Origin of the sequence: Vibrio sp. 10N.286.48.F5 (assembly GCF_041469785.1) — a bacterium.
Taxonomy (GTDB): Bacteria; Pseudomonadota; Gammaproteobacteria; order Enterobacterales; family Vibrionaceae; genus Vibrio; species Vibrio crassostreae_C.
The window spans coordinates 54964-73877 of the sequence record NZ_JBFRLG010000005.1; the positions used below are offsets into that span (position 1 = coordinate 54964).

The 18914-nt window shown below is 45.3% G+C and carries 15 protein-coding genes and 1 pseudogene; 7 read left to right on the forward strand and 9 right to left on the reverse strand.

What is annotated here, in order from left to right; translation table 11 throughout:
• Positions 1 to 293: 293 nt before the first annotated feature.
• Both recB and recD read left to right on the forward strand, forming a co-directional pair.
• The gene (gene recB, locus AB4185_RS05685; protein WP_372135101.1) at positions 294 to 3968 is read left to right on the forward strand and encodes an exodeoxyribonuclease V subunit beta; all 3675 of its coding nucleotides are present in this window, start codon (positions 294 to 296) and stop codon (positions 3966 to 3968) included.
• A complete protein-coding gene (gene recD / locus AB4185_RS05690; RefSeq protein WP_372098230.1) occupies positions 3968 to 6178 on the forward strand; it encodes an exodeoxyribonuclease V subunit alpha in 2211 nt (736 codons plus the stop codon). Before recB ends, recD begins: the two co-directional genes overlap by 1 nt.
• Positions 6179 to 6259: 81 nt before the next feature.
• Here recD and AB4185_RS05695 read toward each other — a convergent pair whose 3' ends face one another.
• Entirely contained in the window at positions 6260 to 6451 is a 192-nt protein-coding gene (locus tag AB4185_RS05695) for a hypothetical protein (RefSeq protein WP_372103810.1), read from the reverse strand.
• A 282-nt stretch (positions 6452 to 6733) separates the two neighbouring features.
• Positions 6734 to 8071, reverse strand: a complete 1338-nt coding sequence (gene argA, locus AB4185_RS05700; RefSeq protein ID WP_017064194.1) for an amino-acid N-acetyltransferase — start codon at positions 8069 to 8071, stop codon at positions 6734 to 6736.
• A gap of 161 nt (positions 8072 to 8232) precedes the next feature.
• On the opposite strand from argA, the gene AB4185_RS05705 reads away from it, so the two are divergent.
• The 4 genes from AB4185_RS05705 to csdE all read left to right on the forward strand — a co-directional run bounded on the left by AB4185_RS05705 (position 8233) and on the right by csdE (position 11289).
• The gene (locus AB4185_RS05705) at positions 8233 to 8706 is read left to right on the forward strand and encodes a DUF2850 domain-containing protein (RefSeq protein ID WP_017064193.1); all 474 of its coding nucleotides are present in this window, start codon (positions 8233 to 8235) and stop codon (positions 8704 to 8706) included.
• An 81-nt stretch (positions 8707 to 8787) separates the two neighbouring features.
• Entirely contained in the window at positions 8788 to 9900 is a 1113-nt protein-coding gene (mltA, locus tag AB4185_RS05710) for a murein transglycosylase A (protein WP_017064192.1), read from the forward strand.
• A 113-nt stretch (positions 9901 to 10013) separates the two neighbouring features.
• The gene (gene tcdA / locus AB4185_RS05715) at positions 10014 to 10823 is read left to right on the forward strand and encodes a tRNA cyclic N6-threonylcarbamoyladenosine(37) synthase TcdA (RefSeq protein WP_017079921.1); all 810 of its coding nucleotides are present in this window, start codon (positions 10014 to 10016) and stop codon (positions 10821 to 10823) included.
• 37 nt (positions 10824 to 10860) lie between these two features.
• Positions 10861 to 11289 carry a cysteine desulfurase sulfur acceptor subunit CsdE gene (csdE, locus tag AB4185_RS05720; RefSeq protein WP_017059900.1) on the forward strand — a complete coding sequence of 143 codons (429 nt, stop codon included), beginning with the start codon at positions 10861 to 10863 and terminating at the stop codon, positions 11287 to 11289.
• Between the two features lie 118 nt (positions 11290 to 11407).
• On the opposite strand, the gene csdA is transcribed toward csdE, so the two are convergent.
• The 3 genes from csdA to AB4185_RS05735 form a co-directional block, all read right to left on the reverse strand.
• Complete coding sequence (gene csdA, locus AB4185_RS05725; RefSeq protein WP_372135103.1) at positions 11408 to 12619, reverse strand: cysteine desulfurase CsdA; 1212 nt, start codon at positions 12617 to 12619, stop codon at positions 11408 to 11410.
• 87 nt (positions 12620 to 12706) lie between these two features.
• Entirely contained in the window at positions 12707 to 13600 is an 894-nt protein-coding gene (gene panE, locus AB4185_RS05730) for a 2-dehydropantoate 2-reductase (protein ID WP_229647798.1), read from the reverse strand.
• Positions 13601 to 13710: 110 nt separating this feature from the next.
• The gene (locus tag AB4185_RS05735) at positions 13711 to 14493 is read right to left on the reverse strand and encodes an outer membrane protein OmpK (protein WP_017059903.1); all 783 of its coding nucleotides are present in this window, start codon (positions 14491 to 14493) and stop codon (positions 13711 to 13713) included.
• A 360-nt stretch (positions 14494 to 14853) separates the two neighbouring features.
• On the opposite strand from AB4185_RS05735, the pseudogene AB4185_RS05740 reads away from it, so the two are divergent.
• Positions 14854 to 15073 (forward strand): annotated as a pseudogene (locus AB4185_RS05740) (2-dehydropantoate 2-reductase); the annotation flags it as partial.
• 66 nt (positions 15074 to 15139) lie between these two features.
• On the opposite strand, the gene AB4185_RS05745 reads toward AB4185_RS05740, so the two are convergent.
• The 4 genes from AB4185_RS05745 to AB4185_RS05760 all read right to left on the reverse strand — a co-directional run bounded on the left by AB4185_RS05745 (position 15140) and on the right by AB4185_RS05760 (position 18887).
• On the reverse strand, positions 15140 to 16498 hold the full coding sequence (locus AB4185_RS05745) for an AmpG family muropeptide MFS transporter (protein WP_372054392.1): 1359 nt from the start codon (positions 16496 to 16498) through the stop codon (positions 15140 to 15142).
• A gap of 53 nt (positions 16499 to 16551) precedes the next feature.
• Positions 16552 to 17100, reverse strand: coding sequence for a peptidylprolyl isomerase (locus tag AB4185_RS05750; protein WP_017059906.1), 549 nt, complete (start codon positions 17098 to 17100; stop codon positions 16552 to 16554).
• Entirely contained in the window at positions 17100 to 17669 is a 570-nt protein-coding gene (locus AB4185_RS05755; RefSeq protein ID WP_017059907.1) for a YajG family lipoprotein, read from the reverse strand. The genes AB4185_RS05750 and AB4185_RS05755 overlap by 1 nt, the downstream gene beginning before the upstream one ends.
• 66 nt (positions 17670 to 17735) lie before the next feature.
• Positions 17736 to 18887 (reverse strand): methyltransferase, encoded by a 1152-nt coding sequence (locus tag AB4185_RS05760; protein ID WP_017059908.1) that lies wholly within the window; start codon positions 18885 to 18887, stop codon positions 17736 to 17738.
• Between the last annotated feature and the right edge of the window lie 27 nt (positions 18888 to 18914).

The window sequence follows — 18914 nt, forward strand, 5'->3', positions numbered from 1 at the left end:
GAAGCAAGGTACAGGAAATAAAGTGGCCGCCAGTAAATCATTATTAGTGTAGGGCGTTCGCTGTACGGCCACAGGTCAGAGGGACCATTATTCTGTGGTTCAAAGTAACGCCGTAAAGTACAAAACTCGTACGTGCTCCTGAACTCGTGGGCGCATAGTAGCGAGGCGATCCGAATTGATCCGTGAGAGAGATCGCACTAACTATTAACAAATTAGCGTAGGACGTAAATTGAATGACGTTTTCCACGCTAGGTCACATTTGTAACAACACATTTATCAGAAGGCAGTAAGGCATGACGACCACAAGCAGTGTTCAGGTAATCGCTCCACAGACACTCGATACCATGACGTTTCCACTTCATGGCGCGCGTTTAATTGAAGCATCAGCGGGTACAGGTAAAACATTTACCATCGCTGGCTTGTACTTACGCCTACTGCTCGGGCATGGCACGGCCGCTCCACAAGGTGATCTGACTGAAGCCACTCGACACCATGAGCCGCTAACCGTAGACCAAATTCTGGTGGTGACCTTTACTGAAGCAGCTACGGCTGAGCTGCGAGATCGTATTCGTGCTCGTATTCATGATGCACGCATTGCGTTTGCACGTGGGCAAAGTGACGACCCAGTGATTGCGCCTTTGTTACAAGCCATCGATGATCATGCTGGCGCGGCTAAAACTCTGCTTAACGCTGAAAGACAAATGGATGAGGCTGCGGTATACACCATTCACGGTTTCTGTCAGCGAATGTTGACTCAAAATGCTTTTGAGTCTGGAAGCCGCTTTGATAACGAATTTGTGACCGATGAAAGCCACCTAAAAGCACAAGTAGTTGCTGACTATTGGCGTAAACAGTTTTACCCGCTGCCCATTCAACTGGCTGGTGAGGTTCGTAATATCTGGGGTTCACCTGCTGCGTTATTAGCAGACGTAAATCGTTATCTGACAGGATCTCCGCTGAAATTGACGGTAGATGCGATGTCGGGCGACTTGCAAACTCTGCACAACCAAAACCTAGATAAAGTGAAGCAACTTAAAGCGCTGTGGTGTGAATCCGAAGCGGACTTTTTGGCTTTGATCTCTGCTTCGGATTTGAACAAGCGTAGCTACACTAAGAAATCTCTGCCGACATGGTTAGAAGCTGTGACAGCATGGGCGCAGAGCGACACTCATGATTACCAGTTTCCAGATAAACTAGAGAAGTTCTCACAAGCAACGTTAATTGAAAAAACACCAAAAGGCACCGCGCCTCAGCACGCGGTGTTTGAGGCTATTGAGAATTTCTTAAATTCTCCTGTAGATCTAAAAGCTCCATTGCTGGCGCATGCGATTACTCATTGTCGAATCATGTTAGCTAAGGCTAAACAGCAGAAGCAGTGGTTATCGTTTGATGACCTACTGACCCAGTTATCTGCGTCGATCGATGTCGATGAGCAGTCACTGCTGGTGGAGAGAATCCGTACCTTATACCCGGTGGCGATGATCGATGAATTCCAAGATACCGATCCGCTGCAATACAGTATTTTTAGCCGAATCTACCTCGATAATCCGCAGTGCGGCTTGTTTATGATCGGTGACCCGAAGCAGGCTATCTATGGTTTCCGCGGTGCAGATATCTTTACCTACATTAAGGCAAGAAACCAAGTTAGTGCTCACTATACGTTAGGCACTAACTGGCGTTCGAGTGCTGATATGGTCAGCGCGGTAAACCAAGTGTTTATGAATTCGGATAGCCCGTTTATCTACGACCAAGACATTCCATTTCTGCCCGTCGCTGCCAGTCCATCGGCTGACAACCGCCAATGGGTGATGAACGGAGAAACTCAACACGCACTGACCTTTTGGTTACAAGAAGCAGAAGATAAGCCACTACCTAAAGGCGAATATCACAAAGCCATGGCCGAGGCGACGGCGAGTCAAATTCAAACCATTCTGACCGCTTCTCAAAACCAGCAAGCCTATTTTGATAACGGCAAAAAACAACATGCCGTGAATGCGGGTGATATTGCTGTTTTGGTTCGAACCGGTAGTGAAGGTCGTCTGATTAAGAACGCGTTGTCGGAACAAGGCATTGCGAGCGTGTATTTATCCAACCGAGACAGTGTGTTCACCAGCTTGGTCGCACAAGATATTCAACGTTTGTTGCAGGCGGTGCTGACACCTGAAAATGACCGAGCATTACGCGCCAGTTTAGCGTCGGAGTTGTTTGCTCTGGATGCCGCATCATTGGATGAACTCAACAACGATGAAGTGGTGTGGGAAAACGTCGTTAACGAGTTTAGAGAATATCGTAAGTTGTGGCTTCAGCGCGGCGTGTTGCCAATGCTTCGCAGCGTGATCAGTAAACGACATCTCGCGGAACGCTTACTGGAAGAAGAAAATGGTGAGCGCTCACTCACTGATTTAATGCACATTGGCGAATTGTTGCAACAAGCTAGGCAGGAGCTCGACAGTGACTATGGCTTGTTGCGTTGGTTGGCAGAAGCGATATCAGATGCACAAAATGGTTTAGGCGGCAGTGAAGATGACATTCAACGTCTTGAGTCAGAGAGAAACTTGGTTCAAATCGTTACTATTCACAAATCGAAAGGTTTGGAATATGACCTTGTATTCCTCCCATTTGTCGCGAGTTACCGAGAAGCGAGCGAAGGCAAATTCTACGACCATGATTCAGACACCACAGTACTCGATATTACTGGCAGCGACAGTGCCTTAGCGCAAGCCGATAAAGAACGACTAGCGGAAGATTTGCGCCTGGTTTATGTAGCGCTGACTCGTGCGGTTTATGGCTGTTTTATTGGTATAGCGCCACTGCGTAAAGGGCGTTCAACCAAAGAACCGACAGGCGTGCATTTGAGTGCGATGGGCTACTTGGTTCAAAACGGACAAGAGCAAGGCATCGCCGAGTTGCATCAAGCTCTATCGGCAATTGAAGGCAAAAATTCAAGTGTGCTGTTAGCCGAAACACCAACCGCTCATGAACAGGTGTTTGTACAAACAGAGCAAGTGAGTGACGACTTACATGCTAATGAACTCAAGGCTTCAATCGACCGAGCTTGGCGTATCACCAGTTACTCGGGGCTTGTAAAGCAAGGCAGTCACGGCGCGAGCCATGACGCGACCATTGAGGTGTCTGGTTTTGATATTGACTCGGCTGATGAGCAGGATGAGTCTGAGTTGATTGAGCCTGAACGCTCTATCTTTACGTTCCCTCGTGGTGCTCGCCCAGGTACTTTCTTACACACCTTGTTTGAGGAGGTTGAATTTACCGAGCCAGCAACCAGTGAACATAACACGCAAGTAATCACTCACTTATTAGAATCAGAGCAATATGAATTAGAGTGGCTACCTGTGCTTCAGCAACTGGTCGATACAGTGCTGAACACCGCATTAGACGGCAAGAACTTAAAGCTAAGCGAGAAAGACTCGACGCAACGTTTAGTTGAGATGGAATTCTTACTGCCGATCGAAGTATTGGCTGCATCTGAACTGAATCAAACCATTCAATATCACGATCCATTGTCAGCCAAAGCGGGCGATCTAGGTTTCCAAACCGTGCAAGGTATGTTGAAAGGCTTCATCGATTTGGTGTTTGAGCACCAAGGTAAATACTATGTACTCGACTGGAAATCGAATCACTTAGGAGATGATGTTGCTGTCTACCATGGCGAGGCATTGAAATCGGCGATGGCCGACCATCGCTATGATTTGCAATATCAAATCTATGCATTGGCGTTGCACCGTTTCTTACGCAGCCGCGTTGCCAATTACAGCTACGAACAACATTTTGGTGGCGTGTACTACTTGTTCTTACGAGGAATGGACGGCCAATCTCAGCAAGGTATTTTCTCGGCCAAACCAACACTGGCTTTACTTGATGAAATGGATCAATTGATTGACGGTAAAGTGATAGACAGACGTTCGGCACAATTGAATGACGATGAAACTGGACAGATGGGGCTTTTATAATGACAACAACGACCACTAATACCGGCATAGATACTGCGAACACAGCAAAGCCAGTTTCACTTATTCCTGAGCAACTGATGGATGTACTCCAGTTTCTTGCGGATAAGGGTTCTATTCGTCAGTTGGATTATCAATTTGCCCGTTTTCTTGCTCAGCAAGCCACGAGCTACCCTCAAGAGATCGGCTTTCTCGCGGGGGTAGTGAGCCATGAATTAGGCAAAGGACACATTTGTACTCAGCTTATACAGCAGCATACGACAGGCCCTGAACTAGCGGCAGATCTTGCTCAGTTACTTGGGTTATACGGTGAAACTGCACTGCAATTGAACCAAAAACTGTTGGGTATTGATTGGGTGGCTGTGCTTCAATCATCAAACTTAGTGGGAACGACCAACGATTGTGTTAAGCCTCTAATGTTCGATGGGCAGCGTGTCTATTTACAGCGTTATTGGAACTACGAAGTTGTGTTGGCTGAGACCTTAAACCGTTTAAGTAAGCCGGTAGAGTTCAATACTGAGCAGAAAAAAGCGCTGACTGAAACGCTCAATCTGCTTTTTGCACGTAGCTATCATTTTCTGTTTAACGCCTTATCCAAGGCTGAAGCAAGCCAACAAACGTCTCAGGTATTACGCCAACAATTGGTGTGTGACCATCTTGATATTGTGAATGAGCAGGCTTTAGATTGGGGATCAATCGACCAAGCGATTGTACAAGCTAAGCAGGTAACGGACTTAGATGTGTTGGACGACTTGGTGCCGTTATCGGCATGTTTGAACTGGCAAAAAGTGGCAGCCTCGGTGGCGCTGAGTCGTCGCTTTGCGGTGATTTCCGGTGGGCCGGGTACCGGTAAAACGACCACAGTAACCAAATTACTGTCGGCGATGATCGAGCAATCGCTCAGCCAAGGTAAAACGCCAACGATTAAGCTGGTGGCACCGACAGGTAAAGCGGCGGCGCGTTTAACCGAGTCGATTGGTAAAGCGATTGAGCAGCTGCCATTAGCGCCTGAAGTGAAGGCCAACATACCAACTGAATCGAGCACGTTACATCGATTACTCGGCGCGATTCCTAACCGTGCTGAGTTTAGACATAACCGACGCAATCCACTCCACCTTGATATCTTGGTAGTGGATGAAGCTTCAATGGTTGATCTGTCGATGATGTATAAGCTGGTGGATGCACTTCCTGAGCACGCAAGGCTCATCTTATTGGGTGATAAAGACCAACTCGCTTCAGTAGAGGCAGGTGCTGTGCTCGGTGATATCTGTTCATTCAACTCTGCAGGGTACAGCACAGCGCAAGGCAATTTGATTGCAGAGATGACAGGTTTTGATGCGATAGCTAAACCAAGACAAGACAAAGCTGGAGCGGTGAATCCGCCTGCGATTGCGGATAGCTTGTGTATGCTGCAGAAGAGTTATCGTTTCGATGCGCGCTCCGGTATCGGTCAGCTGGCAAAAGCAATCAATAATGGTTCTGCGAATCAAGTAGACCAAGTGTTTGCCAAAGGTTTTGGCGATATCGAAAACCACCCTCTGTCGAGTGACAGCTATAACCTGATGCTGCGTACTTTGGTTAACGAGTATGGTGCGTACCTCAATAGAATGAATGTGCCGTTGGAAGAGTTAGAAACTCAAGAAGCGAGAGCGAAATCGGTACTCGATTTGTTCAGCCAATGCCGACTGTTGTGTTCCATTCGTGAAGGGGATTTTGGTGTTAAAGGCCTCAACCACAGAATTGAAAGAGCACTGGCCGCAAGGCGTTTGGTGAGCCCTCATAATGATGAGCTGTGGTATCACGGACGTCCTGTTATGGTGACGCGAAATGATCATGGCTTGGGTTTGTACAATGGTGATATTGGTATCTGTATGCTTGAGGCGGGTTCTAGTCAACCTGACTTAACCCCTCGTTTGAAGGTCTATTTTGAGTTGCCCGATGGCAGCGTAAAAGCTGTGCTACCAAGCCGAGTGCCCGATCATGAAACGGCTTATGCAATGACAATACACAAATCTCAGGGTAGTGAATTTGATCTGACCTTAATGATCTTGCCGCCAGATTTCAGCCCTATTTTAACGCGGGAGCTTATCTATACAGGTATTACACGTGCGAAGAAACGACTGATGATGTTCAGCGATACAAATGTGTTGAAGCGTGGGATTAAGGTGAAAACAGAGCGAGTGAGTGGTTTAGGCAGTCGCTTAACGAATTAGTCGTTATGGACGGCTAGAGAAGGTTTTGAACTTAGGGCTAGATAAACTCAAAGCAACCATCCTTGGTTGCTTTGAGCGTTATTAGGAATGAGAGCCTAAAAACGCTCGAGTAAACGATATGTGGTTTATCTTGTACTTTGCTTGGCAATTCAAAATAAACTCTTTTAGATTCTCGCTAACAGGGAACACGCAGTGTACGTCTAGCCCTTCTAAGAATTGGTTATCAGCCATATCCCAAAAACTTTGCAGCGAGTTACAAACAATGGTTCTCATATCAATATTGCTCTTTTTGCTGTTTATATTAACGAGCAGAGCTAATGTTAGCGTGCTGGCCGTCAACGGGTATAGCAATCCGTGCAGTGACCACCTCAATGAGTTCGACATGACTATCGAGATGGCAATTCCAATAAAAACATTTGTTATTTTGTTAAAGCGACCAAATTCTAAACAATTTTGTTTGTGAGTTAAAGTGCATACCTAATAAATCTCATATAGAAAACGATTACATTTGCAATTATTTTTCCTTTGAAGTGAGATTTTAGTCCAAAACTTTATTTACACATTTAACGCTAAGATTTTTGAGTTACGTTGATAGTTGTACAGCCCCTGTTTTTCCATCGGTAGCTCATCAACTCCGATCTCGTAAAACCCTTGTTCACGGAACCAATGCAGGCTATGTGTGGTTAAAACGAAAATTTGGTCGATATCACGAGACTTCGATTGATGACGCATGTAGTCCAGTAATATTTGCCCGCGGTTGCCATCACGATAATCAGGATGAATAGCCACGCACGCCATCTCCGCCATATGATCTTCCGGGTATGCGTAAAGCGCTGCGCAACCGATAATCAGCCCGTCTTTTTCAATAATGGTAAATCGGTGGATTTCTTGCTCTAGCTGTTCTCGAGAGCGGCGCACTAAGATGCCTTGTTCTTCAAGAGGGCGAATAAGGTCAAAGATGCCGCCAATATCGTCGATCTGAGCTTGTCTTACTTGCTCGGCGCTCGCCATCACTACTTGGGTTCCAATACCATCGAAAGAGAACAACTCTTGGATTAATGCGCCATCTACCTTGTAGCTGATTAGATGACAACGAGGCACACCAGCTCGACAAGCGGAGATCGCTCCTTTCAAGAAGCGCAGTGTTCCTGTGCTCATGTCTTCGGCAGGATTTTGAGATTCCGTTAATCGTTCTAGAATTTGCTTGGCATCTTTAGGGAAGAGTTCGGCGAGCACGTTACCGCGTTCATCTGTTACCCCTTGTTCGGAGCAGAAGCCAATCAGCTTGTCGGCCTTTAGACGAATAGCAACTTGGGTAGCGACCTCTTCAGAAAGTAGGTTAAAGCTTTCGCCTGTCACGGAGCTGGCAATAGGGCCAAGCAGTACAATTGAACCTTGGTCAAGCGTGCGATTGATCCCTTCGATATCGATTCGACGAATACGCCCGCTGTGGCAATAATCCGTACCGTCATCCACGCCAAGCGGTTGAGCCGTAATGAAGTTACCACTCATAACATTGAGTTGAGTGCCTGCCATCGGCGTGTTGTTTAAGCTCATTGAGAGGCGTGCGGTGATGGCAAGTTGAAGCTGTCCAGCAGCCTGCATAGCGACGCCCAAAGAATATTCATCAGTGACCCTAATATTCTTGTGATAAGGCGTATGGCAATCTTGCTTGGCGAGCAATTGGTTGATCTGCGGTCTTGCCCCGTGAACGAGAACAATCTTTACTCCAAGGCTGTGGAGCAAGGCTATATCACTAATAATGTTACCAAAGTTCCTGTCGGCAACGGCTTCGCCTCCCAGCATAATGACCATGGTTTTGCCACGGTGAGCATTTACGTAAGGGGTTGATTGTCTGAAACCTTTTACTAGCGCTGTACTTCTTAATTTCACAGAACAAGTCCATTTTGTTTATTTATTCGATAATTTAGCATTTAAATTCAAATGTAAACAACACCTTTTTGGAATAAAGCGCAAACTATTCTTATCTAGGCTTCAATATATAAACTGTCTCAGTGTAGAATGCGCATAGCATCCTTATGAGTAGTCACCGAATGCAACAAGCTCCAGCAACAAAGAACAAAATCGATGAGATAACCAAAGGTCTCTACAGCGAAGCTGATCAGCGCAATCAATCTAAGTTGAAGCGTAAGATCATTGAACGCTGTTTAATGGTTCTAGCCTTAGTGGGTTCGTTTGCGGTGGTTTCTTTGTTCGGCGATGTGCTTTCCCGAGTGCAAAATGCGGCGACGCCCGACAATCTGATATACGGCACTTGGATAGAGCAAGATGTTGCACATTATGCGACCGATGAGTTTGTTCTGAATGCTAATGGTGTGTCAGTTCGTGGGTCTGTTGTTTCGACGAGCTTTGACTTTGATGGAAACTACTTTGAATACAAGGCGGGTGATAAAACCTATCGCTTCCGCATGACCAATTCTGACAATACAGAAATGGTGCTCGATTCTGACAGTCACTACAATCCCATCTTCCGCCTTAAGGGCCATATCGATAACTCCGTCCGATAGGTTATCTTCTTGTAAACTCTTACAATCTAAGATTGTGTTATCTGACTGTTTTTGTCATCCTCGATGCATAGAATTTTTAGGATGACTCTTGTGATTAAAAAATGGCTTCCCCTTGTCGCTGCCTCTTTGTTATTTGGCTGTGCTCAACCCACTGATCTTGCTCAGCAACACCTTGATGACGAATTTCCTCGCACCTTGAATAAGGTCGATCAGGTTGAATCCAATAAACCAAGAGACTACACCGCATTTGCAGAACAAGCTGAGATGGTGGTTTCTAAATCCCCTTCGATGGCTAAAATCTATGAGCCGCTTTATCAACAACTCAATGAGTGGGCGATGCTGAGTGGAGATCCAAGCGAGCTAGCGAATTTTGGCGTTCAAACCGCTCAACTAGGTGGTGGTGATAAACAAGGCAATGTTTTGTTCACGGGCTACTTTTCTCCTGTGATGGAGCTGCGCCACGAAGCGAATGAAGAATATCGTTACCCTGTTTACGGGCTTCCTGAGTGTGGTAAAGAGTGTCCAACACGCCAAGAGATTTACAACGGCGCACTAGAAGGTCAGGGCCTTGAGTTAGGTTACTCAGCAAACCGTATCGACCCATTTATGATGGAAGTACAGGGCAGTGGATTTGTACACTTCGGTGATGATGACACGCTGCAGTATTTCGCCTACGCGGGTAAGAACAATAAAGCTTATGTGAGCATTGGCCGTGTTCTGATTGAACGAGGCTTAGTTCCACGCGAAAAAATGTCGCTAAAAGCAATCAAAGAGTGGGTATTGGCAAACGATCCTGAAGTGGTCAAAGAGCTGCTTGAGCAAAACCCATCTTTCGTGTTTTTTGAAGCGAGAGACGACCTATCTGTGATGGGTAGCGCGGGCATTCCTCTATTACCTATGGCGGCGGTTGCGGGCGATCGCTCTATCTTGCCTATGGGGACGCCGATTCTTGCTGAGGTTCCACTACTGAATGCTGATGGTACTTGGAGCGGCGCTCATCAACTAAGACTGCTATTGGTTTTGGATACGGGCGGCGCGGTTAAGCAAAACCATTTGGACCTTTACCACGGCATGGGCCCTCGAGCGGGTACAGAAGCGGGCCATTACAAGCATTTTGGTCGTGTGTGGAAGCTCGGTTTAGATGGCAGCGCAACTGAAGCGCCTTGGGCTTTGCCTCCTGAAAAGGTTGAGTAAACGACGATAAAATAGAGCATTGAAAGCGAATCGCTAATCCCCTAGACTTTTAATTCAAGAGTGCGTATAAAACGCACTCTTTTCTTTTTCTCAGAAATAAATTGGCGGCAATAATGCGTGAATTGACCACACCAGCTTCAGAAAACTATGACCAACGATTTGGTGGCACTCGCCGTCTGTATGGCAATAGTGAAGTCGACATACTTAGAGCGGCACATGTGTGTGTGATCGGTATTGGTGGCGTCGGTTCATGGGCGGTTGAAGCGCTTGCACGTACTGGTTTAGGTGAGCTAACGTTGATCGATATGGATGACGTGTGCGTGACTAACATTAACCGTCAGATCCACGCTATGTCGGGTACGGTTGGCAAGAGCAAAATCGAAGTGATGGCTGAGCGCGTTAAGTTGATTAACCCTGAGTGTAAAGTGAACCTGATTGATGACTTTATTGGTCCTGACAATCAGGCTGAGTATTTGTCGAAAGAGTTCGATTTTGTTCTCGATGCGATTGATAGCATGAAAGCTAAGGCTTCGCTGTTGGCGTATTGTCGTAGTAACAAAATCAAAGTGATCACCACGGGTGGTGCGGGTGGCCAAGTCGACCCAACTCAAATCAAAGTGGCTGATCTGACGAAGACGATTCAAGACCCGTTAGCGAAGAAATTGAAAGACACATTACGTCGTCATCACAATTTCCCTAAGAACCCAGCACGTAAGTTTGGCATCGATTGTGTGTTCTCGACTGAGCAACTTAAATATCCTCAAGCTGACGGCAGTGTATGTGCTGCGAAAGCGACCGCAGAAGGGCCAAAACGAATGGATTGTGCGACAGGTTTTGGCGCAGCAACGGTTGTAACCGCGACGTTTGGCTTTGTGGCTGTTTCACGTATCGTTGAAAAGCTGATTCAAAAGCACTCTAAGTAACGTCTTCTACTCAATTAACAATCGACTGGATATTAAAATGACCACATTCCCAAGCTCTCCATTCGGCACTGAAATTACCAGTGATGATATTGTCGCGAAGATGCAGACATTCAGCGGCTGGGAAGACCGTTATCGCCAAGTGATTCAATGGGGTAAGAAACTGCCAACGATGCCAGATGAACTGAAAAGTGAGCAGGTGATTGTCTCTGGCTGTGAAAGCCAAGTGTGGTTGGTTTCTCAAAATATCGACGGTGTTTGGCACTTTTGTGCTGATTCTGATGCGCGTATCGTTCGCGGTCTGATTGCTTTGGTGATGGCTGCGTATGATGGAAAAACATCAGAGCAGGTTCAAGCGTTCGATATTGATGGTTACTTTGAACAAATCGGTTTAATTACCCACCTTAGCCCATCTCGCGGTAATGGACTAAAAGCGATTGTTGCTCAAATCCAAGAGCTAAGTGCTTAATACCTCCTAGATACACAAAAGCAAAAAGGGTTGACGTTAAACGCCAACCCTAAATAATTTCGCTACTCGCTACTCGCTACTCGCTACTCGCTACTCGCTACTCGCTACTCGCCATTCCCTAAAGCATATCAACGGCTTTTTCTATCGCCGCTACGAGCTTTTCAACATCATCCATGTTGTTGTAAATACCAAATGAAATTCGAACAGTGCCTTTCACATTAAGTGCATCCATTAATGGGTGAGCACAATGATGCCCTGCACGTACTGCGATACCTTGCTGATCCAGTAGGGTCGCTATATCTTGATGGTGAACACCATCCATCACAAAAGTAATCACACTGGCGTTGGGTTGATACCCTAAAATCTGAATGTCATCCAGTTTACTGAGCGCAAGATAAGTCTCGTGTTGTAGCTGGTGGATATGATTTTCGACATCTTGCTGTGCAAAACCACGTAACCATTCTATTGCAGTGCTTAATGCTATCGCTCCGGCCACATTTGGCGTGCCCGCTTCAAATTTCCCTGGTAACTGTGAAAAAGTAGTGCCAGAAAAAGAGACGCGCTCAACCATTTTTCCACCACCGTGCCAAGGTGGCATCGCTTTGAGCAATTCAAGCTTGCCGTAAAGCACACCGATACCCGCAGGGGCATAGAGCTTGTGACCTGAGAAAACGTAGAAATCTGCACCTAAAGCAGCAACATCAATAGGCTCATGGACGATGCCTTGCGCGCCATCGACCACAACAATCGCATTCATCTTGTGTGCTTTTTCTATGACGGCTTCAATCGGCTGACGAGAACCCGTCACGTTGGTTATCTGAGCTAATGCAACAATCTTGGTTCGTTCATTTAAAAGCGTATCAAACGCGACTAGGTCAAATTCACAATCCGATGTCATCGGTACTTTCACGACTTTAGCCCCGGTTTGTTCTGCCACAATTTGCCAAGGGACAATGTTAGCGTGATGCTCCATTTCACTCACTAAGATCTCATCGCCAGGCTGAAGAGTACTTCTTGCGTAAGTTTGAGCAATTAAATTGAGCGCCTCGGTGGCACCACGAGTCCAGATGATCTCTTTTGAAGAGCTTGCACCGATAAACTGAGCGACCTTATCTCTGGCTGCTTCAAACTGACTGGTCGCGTTCGCTGTTAAACTATGGCTACCGCGGTGAACATTGGCATTTTGCTTGGAGTAATACTGGCTAATGGCATCAATAACTACCTGAGGTTTTTGTGTCGTTGCCGCGCTGTCTAAGTAAATCAATGGTTGTTGATTGATGGTTTGTGATAGCGCAGGGAACTGCTCTCGGATGTGATTGATATCAAGCATCTATTCTTACCTAAAATCTTGGAAATTGGTGCCAGCGTTATGCTTAGCGGTATTGTTATTTTATCGCGACTTGTTGACCGTTGCTGACTAATCTTGATGATTCCAGCTATTTTCTTGCTCTTTGACCTGATCGAACAGTTTTTGGTTAACGGGAACTTCTATCTGATGCTTAAGCGCTGTTTTTATTAGGTGTCCAGTGATGAAGTCGATCTCTGTCTTACGTTGGTAAAACATATCCTGCTTCATGGATGAGTTGTTTTGAGCCGTAGCGTGGATAACCTTGTTGACACTTGCTTCTAATCCGTCGAATGAACAAGCTATCTCTTCGGCCTGCATAACTTGTGTGAGCTCTTCAACGATAGAACTTAAAATACCCTCAAACCTTTGGTCTGCAAGTTCACCATTCTTGATTTGTTCCAACCCAGTAAGTGGGTTGATAGCACAATTTATGGCGAGTTTAGTCCAAAGCGCGGTTTTTATTTGTGGGTTCCAACTCACAGCGGGGAGAGCATGATCCAACACATCAACTAAAAACGTGCACTGCTGACCCGTTTGGTTAAAAGCACCTAACTGGGTTTGCCCTATTCCTGTGTGAGATACACTATTACGATCAGGTTTGAATGCTGCTTGGGTCGTGGTTGCCAATACTATCGGGTGAGTATCAATTTGAGTGGCGATGTTGTCGACCGCCCCCATTCCGTTATGCATGAATATGAGAATGGTGTCGGGATCGAGATGTTGAAGCAGTGGAGTGGTTGCTTCTGCTATTTGCCAAGCTTTGACCGTGAAAATAACCAAGTCACTCGCTGATAGCTTTTCGATATTGTTGTTACTGAAGGAAAGGGAAGCTTGTCCATCAAGTGATAAGTCAATTGAGTTATCAGTGGAACGACTCCACAAAGACACATTATGACCAGCTTGAAGTAGTTTTATTGCCCATAAAGAGCCGATGGCCCCTGGCCCAACAATAGTGATGTTCACAGCAATACCGAGATAAGAAAGTGATGCTGCAAGGATAGCGAGGCATTAAATGAAAGCAATAAAAAATGGCACCCGAGGGTGCCATTTAGGAAACTTTCTTAGAAGTTCGATTAGAACTTGTAAGTTACTGCAACGTAGTGACCGAAGCCTGTTGATTTGAATCCATCAGTATCTTTAATACCGTAGATGTCTTTGTAACCTTTTAGGCCGTAACCAACAGCAAAACGATCTGAGTGCCAGTAGATACCATTGTACATTGCACCACCGTTACTTGCAGAAGAGTACTTGTCTTCCAGACCAAATTGGTAATCGATGTAACCTTGGTAAGAGACGAATGAACCGTTCTCGAAGAAGTAGAAAGGTTTAAACCAGTTTGCAGAAACTTGGTAACCGTTCCAATCTTTGTTGTTTGAATCGTATGTACCGTAAAGGTTTAGGCCAATTTTGCCTAACCACGGAACCATTACGTCAGAACCTAAACCAACTTTTTGAGTGTTAACGCCAGAGTTACCACCCCATTCCATAAGTGTAGATACGTAAAGCTCTTGAACTGGACCGAAAGAAAGATCTTTACCTGTAAGTCCGTCTAGAGACATACGAGGAGCGAACTTCATGAACATCTTTTCAGCACCAGCTTTATCGCTGCCTGGATCAGACGTTAGGTTGAATACGTCAACATAGCCATAAAGGTCGAAGATTCCCGAGCGGCCACCGAATTCCATCTCTAGGTAATCATGTGAAGACTCACCTGGAAGTTCGTCAATTGCAGCCATAAGGTTGAATTGCATCCATTTGTAATCGTTCTTATGGATGTCGCCGTCAGAATAATCAGCCGCCATTACTGGAGCAGATGCTGCTGCAAGTAGGCCAAGAGTTAAAAGTGATTTACGCATAATGGAACTCTCTATGTTTGAAATAAGTAACCCGCTAATCCGTGCGTGTTTATGATGTCCGAATGCCGAGCATAATAGCGATTTTGTTCTCAAATAAAAGTGAGACGGAGTGAAAATTACAATTATTAAGGTGAAGCTGATCACACTAATGATCTAAATGATGGAACTTTAATGTGGCAATGCATCTTGATGCACCTTGGATTCTATTGATTTTGTGAAATCTGATTATTTTGTAGATAAATTGGTGAATTGATGCTCTAAGCAAACGATTATACTAAATAGAGTGATATGCATATCAAAATCAACAGTATTCTTTTCTAAGCGTTTTCTCTTAAAAAATCACAATTCAACCCGTCTTACAATCCAGTCTTTGATCTATCTTTGACCGAAAACGGTGGGTATTGCTGGCAGCACTCCGGCGCTAAGTGATGTGAAATTCAAAGATTATGCGAATGGCATTTATGTTGCGGCGGGGTCTTACTTTGTGACGATTACTGTAGCGGGTCAGCCTTTGGTTGTGGCGATTGATGATTCGATGGGGACGGGTTTTAACCTAATTGTCAGTGAAACAACAGACTAGATCTGAAGACAGAACGTAGAAGAGGGTAGATCAATGCTACCCTCTTCTTATTTGTTTTCTTTGACTCTATTCTTGGTTAGTTTTGGCTTTCTCTAATAAATCCGTGAAAAAGTGGCGTAACGAGTAGAGCATGATCAAACTTGGAATCACCATAAGTGCGGTCAGTATAAAGAAGGTTGACCAATCATTGAGGTAATCGACCAATTCACCACTAAATGAAGCCAGTGTTGTTCGACCGAAGTTACCCAAGGATGCGAGTAATGCATATTGGGTTGCAGAGAAGGCCTGCCCGGTTAATAGTGTTAAGAAAGAGACAAAAGCTACTGTTGAAAAGGCGGTCGTGAAGTTATCGACAATAATCGTTGCCAAGAACAGTGTTTCACTTGGGCCTGCTTGAGCGATCCATGCAAACATTAGATTACTGGCTGCCATGGCAACACCGCCAATCATCAGTCCGCGTACAATGCCGAATTTTACATTGAAGACGCTGCCTACCAAAGTGAAGAATATCGTCGCGCCCCAGCCAATTAACTTGGAGTAATGACCGATCTGTTCATTACTGAAACCTATCTCTTTATAGAAGGTGATCGACATGCGACCTAGGAAGGCTTCACCTATCTTAAATAGGAACACAAACAGCAATAGAGTAATGGCAACTTGAACTCCGTTTCTTTTGAAGAAATCATAAAATGGTTCAATTACCGTCACACTGAACCAAGCGACAAGCTTTGAGCCGACCACTTTATTGTGTCGCTGTTGTGCTTGTTCTTGTAGGGCTTCACGTTGTGTATTTGGCTCTCCGACAAAAAGAGTAAACAGCATTAGTACGACAACGACGCCTGCCATTCCGTAATACACGCCATTCCAACCGATTGAGTCTGCGTTAATAAAGGCAAGGTAGCCTGGTAGAGAATACCCCGTCCACCAACCAATTACGGCCATTGCAGAAGCTTGCGGCAGTTTTGATGCTTCGGATTTTGGGAAGGTATCAATACGAAATGCATCAATCGCGATGTCTTGCGTGGCTGAGGCAATGGCAATAGCGAGCGCCAACATTGAAGTAAACGCCAAGTTCTCTGCGGGATTGACGCCTGCGATGAATAAGGTACCGATTAAAACAATGGATTGGCAGAAAAAGATCCAACTGCGTCGCTGGCCGAGTATTGCGTGAAGCACCGGCAGTTTTACTCGGTCTACCAATGGTGCCCATAGAAAGTTAATCGCATACACGGCAAACACACTGCCAAAGTAGCCGATGGCAGCACGCGTTAAACCTGCATCTTTTAGCCAACCAGACATATTGGATCCAATAAGAACCCATGGGAAGCCACTTGAACAGCCGAGCATAAACACCCAAAGTAGGCGTTTATCTAGGTAGCTGCGGAAAGTCTGCATCCAAGAAAGAGAGGGAGTGCCTGATGACATAGGGCGTCCTTGTGTAGAAAAACGCCCTTAAGAAATAAGGGCGTTAGATTGGATTACTTAAGAAGGGTCACTTTAGTGATGACGATTGGGTCAACTGGTATGTCTGACATGCGGCCCATTCGCTTGGTTGGAATCGTTGCCATCTTTTGAACAACATCAAAACCTTCAGTTACTTTGCCGAATACAGCGTAGCCTGGGTTGCTACCTTTTGCGTTCAAGAAGTCATTATCAGAGAAGTTAATGAAGAACTGACGAGTTGCAGAATCTGGCGCATTAGTACGAGCCATCGCGATTGTTGCTGTATCGTTCTTCAAGCCATTGCTGCCTTCATTCTTGATAGGAGCGTAAGTTGCTTGTTGATTCATCTCTTGATCGAAGCCGCCACCTTGAGCCATAAAGCCAGGAATAACACGGTGGAAGATAGTGCCTTCATAGCTGCCGTCAGCAACGTATTTTAGGAAGTTCTCCGCACTAACCGGTGCTTGTTCTTGGTTAAGCTCAATAGTGAAGTCGCCTAATGTTGTTTCCACGTTTACTTTAGGACCAGCCCAAACGCTCACGCTCACTAGCATTAATGCGATAGAAGATAAAATACGACCCATTAGAAACGTTCCTTCATGTAAGTTTGTAGCTCTTGGTCGTTAGCGATCTCAGTAAGAACCAAGTTGATCACGTCATTAAGAACCATAGAGATGTCGTCGTTAGATGCACTCAATGCACCAGTGCGTGTTGCAGTGCCGTTGAATGTTTTAACTAGTTTGCCTTCAGGCGTTTCAGCGGTAACTTCAAGCGTTACTTTACCGTCCATTTTGTTTTCCATAATGGTGTGCTCTACGGTAACGAGTGCTTCTTGAATCTCTAAAACAATCGAGTTTTCACTGTTTACGCTCGCACGAAAACCTTGAGACTCTAACTGCTGTGCAACAGCATTTTCTAGAGAAATACGCATGTTTTGCTTAGCGTGAATTGGCTGAATGTTTGAACGGCCACTATCAACCAATGCAACATATTGAGCGGCACGAACATCTTTACTGGTTAGTGTGTATGTTTTGCCTTGTACAAGGTTGCTTGAGCTTAGTGAAGCTTCTGGCATTACATTGATCTGTTCTTGCTGAGGGGCTGAACATGCTGTCAAAGCCATAATAGAAGCAGCCAAAATCAGTTTTTTCATTCCTTTATCCTTTCTAAATTCACACCAGAAGCTCGGTATCTTAAATTCTTGTGAAGTCGTTTCTGCTTATTTATTAAAATTCGCAGGCTCTCTTGTTGCTTGTAATATCTCAAATTTTTGGTTTAGTTCAAGCGTTTCAACGTTAGCTTCACCAAATAGTCTCGCTAGTTTGACATCGTATCCGAGGTGTCGGTTGCCAATAACAATTAATTTGCCTCCATTGCTAAGAACATGCTTTGCATCACAGAACATTTGCCATGCAATGTGATCAGTAATCGCTTGTTGCTGATGGAATGGAGGATTACACATCACTAAGTAGGTGCTGTTTTTCTTAAAGCCATCTAAACAGTTGTTGGCGATGAACTGGAAGTTGCCGTCTTCACCAAGGTTATCCTTGACGTTTTGGCGTGCTGACTCCACAGCCATAAAGCTTTCATCCACACAGGTGATACGAGCTTGTGGGTTCAATTGCCCTGCTTTTACACTCAATACACCGTTGCCACAGCCTAGATCGATGATATGACGTAGCTCAGGATCTTGTGGGATGTGCTCTAGCATATAGCGAGCGCCTTGATCGAGTGCTTCCCCTGAGTAAACATTTGGTAAATTTTTCAGACGGATATCTTCACCGTCCACATCCCATTCAACAAAAGGCTCTACCGTTTGAATTGGCTGGCAGTTTGGAGATGAGAAGACTAAGCGGTGTTTTTTCTTCGCTAGTGATGTTTTGGTTTCGCCTAGGTATTTTTCGAACAGGTTAAGCGTAGAGGTGTGAATCTCTTTTACCTTGTTGACGCCAATCACTTGGCAGCCTACAGGCAATGCTTGGCGTAGCTGGCTCAGTTGCCAGATTAGGTGACGATTTGTTTTTGGCAGCTGCATGATCACAAGGTCGATACCGTGTGGGATATCATCCATCGTGTTCAAGAAGTTCACTCGGTTACTTTGATTGCGCTGCAAGTTTTTCAGGGCGCCACGGTGAGAGATAAATGAGTCGCTCATCATAGTGACATCATGATCTTTCGAGAACCAAGTCGATAGGGCACCGAAGCTGTCGTTCATGATCAGGATGTGTTTACCAGGTTCAAGGTTCATCTCTTCAACATGGCTAATAATGTATTCGTCGCCCGCATCCCAAGCTTGAAGGGTTTCATTTGAACGTTTCGGGAAACGATGTAAGGTCAAAGTTCTGTCGTGAAGGGTAAGTTCGGTTTTCATTGCTTGAGATACTTATGTAAGAAATAA

What these genes read in the sequence shown, in the direction of transcription:
- recB (WP_372135101.1), top strand. Translation starts at nt 294, where the DNA reads ATGACGACCACAAGCAGTGTTCAGGTAATCGCTCCACAGACACTCGAT.
- recD (WP_372098230.1), top strand. Translation starts at nt 3,968, where the DNA reads ATGACAACAACGACCACTAATACCGGCATAGATACTGCGAACACAGCA.
- AB4185_RS05695 (WP_372103810.1), bottom strand. Translation starts at nt 6,451, where the DNA reads ATGAGAACCATTGTTTGTAACTCGCTGCAAAGTTTTTGGGATATGGCT.
- AB4185_RS05705 (WP_017064193.1), top strand. Translation starts at nt 8,233, where the DNA reads ATGCAACAAGCTCCAGCAACAAAGAACAAAATCGATGAGATAACCAAA.
- mltA (WP_017064192.1), top strand. Translation starts at nt 8,788, where the DNA reads ATGACTCTTGTGATTAAAAAATGGCTTCCCCTTGTCGCTGCCTCTTTG.
- tcdA (WP_017079921.1), top strand. Translation starts at nt 10,014, where the DNA reads ATGCGTGAATTGACCACACCAGCTTCAGAAAACTATGACCAACGATTT.
- csdE (WP_017059900.1), top strand. Translation starts at nt 10,861, where the DNA reads ATGACCACATTCCCAAGCTCTCCATTCGGCACTGAAATTACCAGTGAT.
- csdA (WP_372135103.1), bottom strand. Translation starts at nt 12,619, where the DNA reads ATGCTTGATATCAATCACATCCGAGAGCAGTTCCCTGCGCTATCACAA.
- AB4185_RS05735 (WP_017059903.1), bottom strand. Translation starts at nt 14,493, where the DNA reads ATGCGTAAATCACTTTTAACTCTTGGCCTACTTGCAGCAGCATCTGCT.
- AB4185_RS05745 (WP_372054392.1), bottom strand. Translation starts at nt 16,498, where the DNA reads ATGTCATCAGGCACTCCCTCTCTTTCTTGGATGCAGACTTTCCGCAGC.
- AB4185_RS05750 (WP_017059906.1), bottom strand. Translation starts at nt 17,100, where the DNA reads ATGGGTCGTATTTTATCTTCTATCGCATTAATGCTAGTGAGCGTGAGC.
- AB4185_RS05755 (WP_017059907.1), bottom strand. Translation starts at nt 17,669, where the DNA reads ATGAAAAAACTGATTTTGGCTGCTTCTATTATGGCTTTGACAGCATGT.
- AB4185_RS05760 (WP_017059908.1), bottom strand. Translation starts at nt 18,887, where the DNA reads ATGAAAACCGAACTTACCCTTCACGACAGAACTTTGACCTTACATCGT.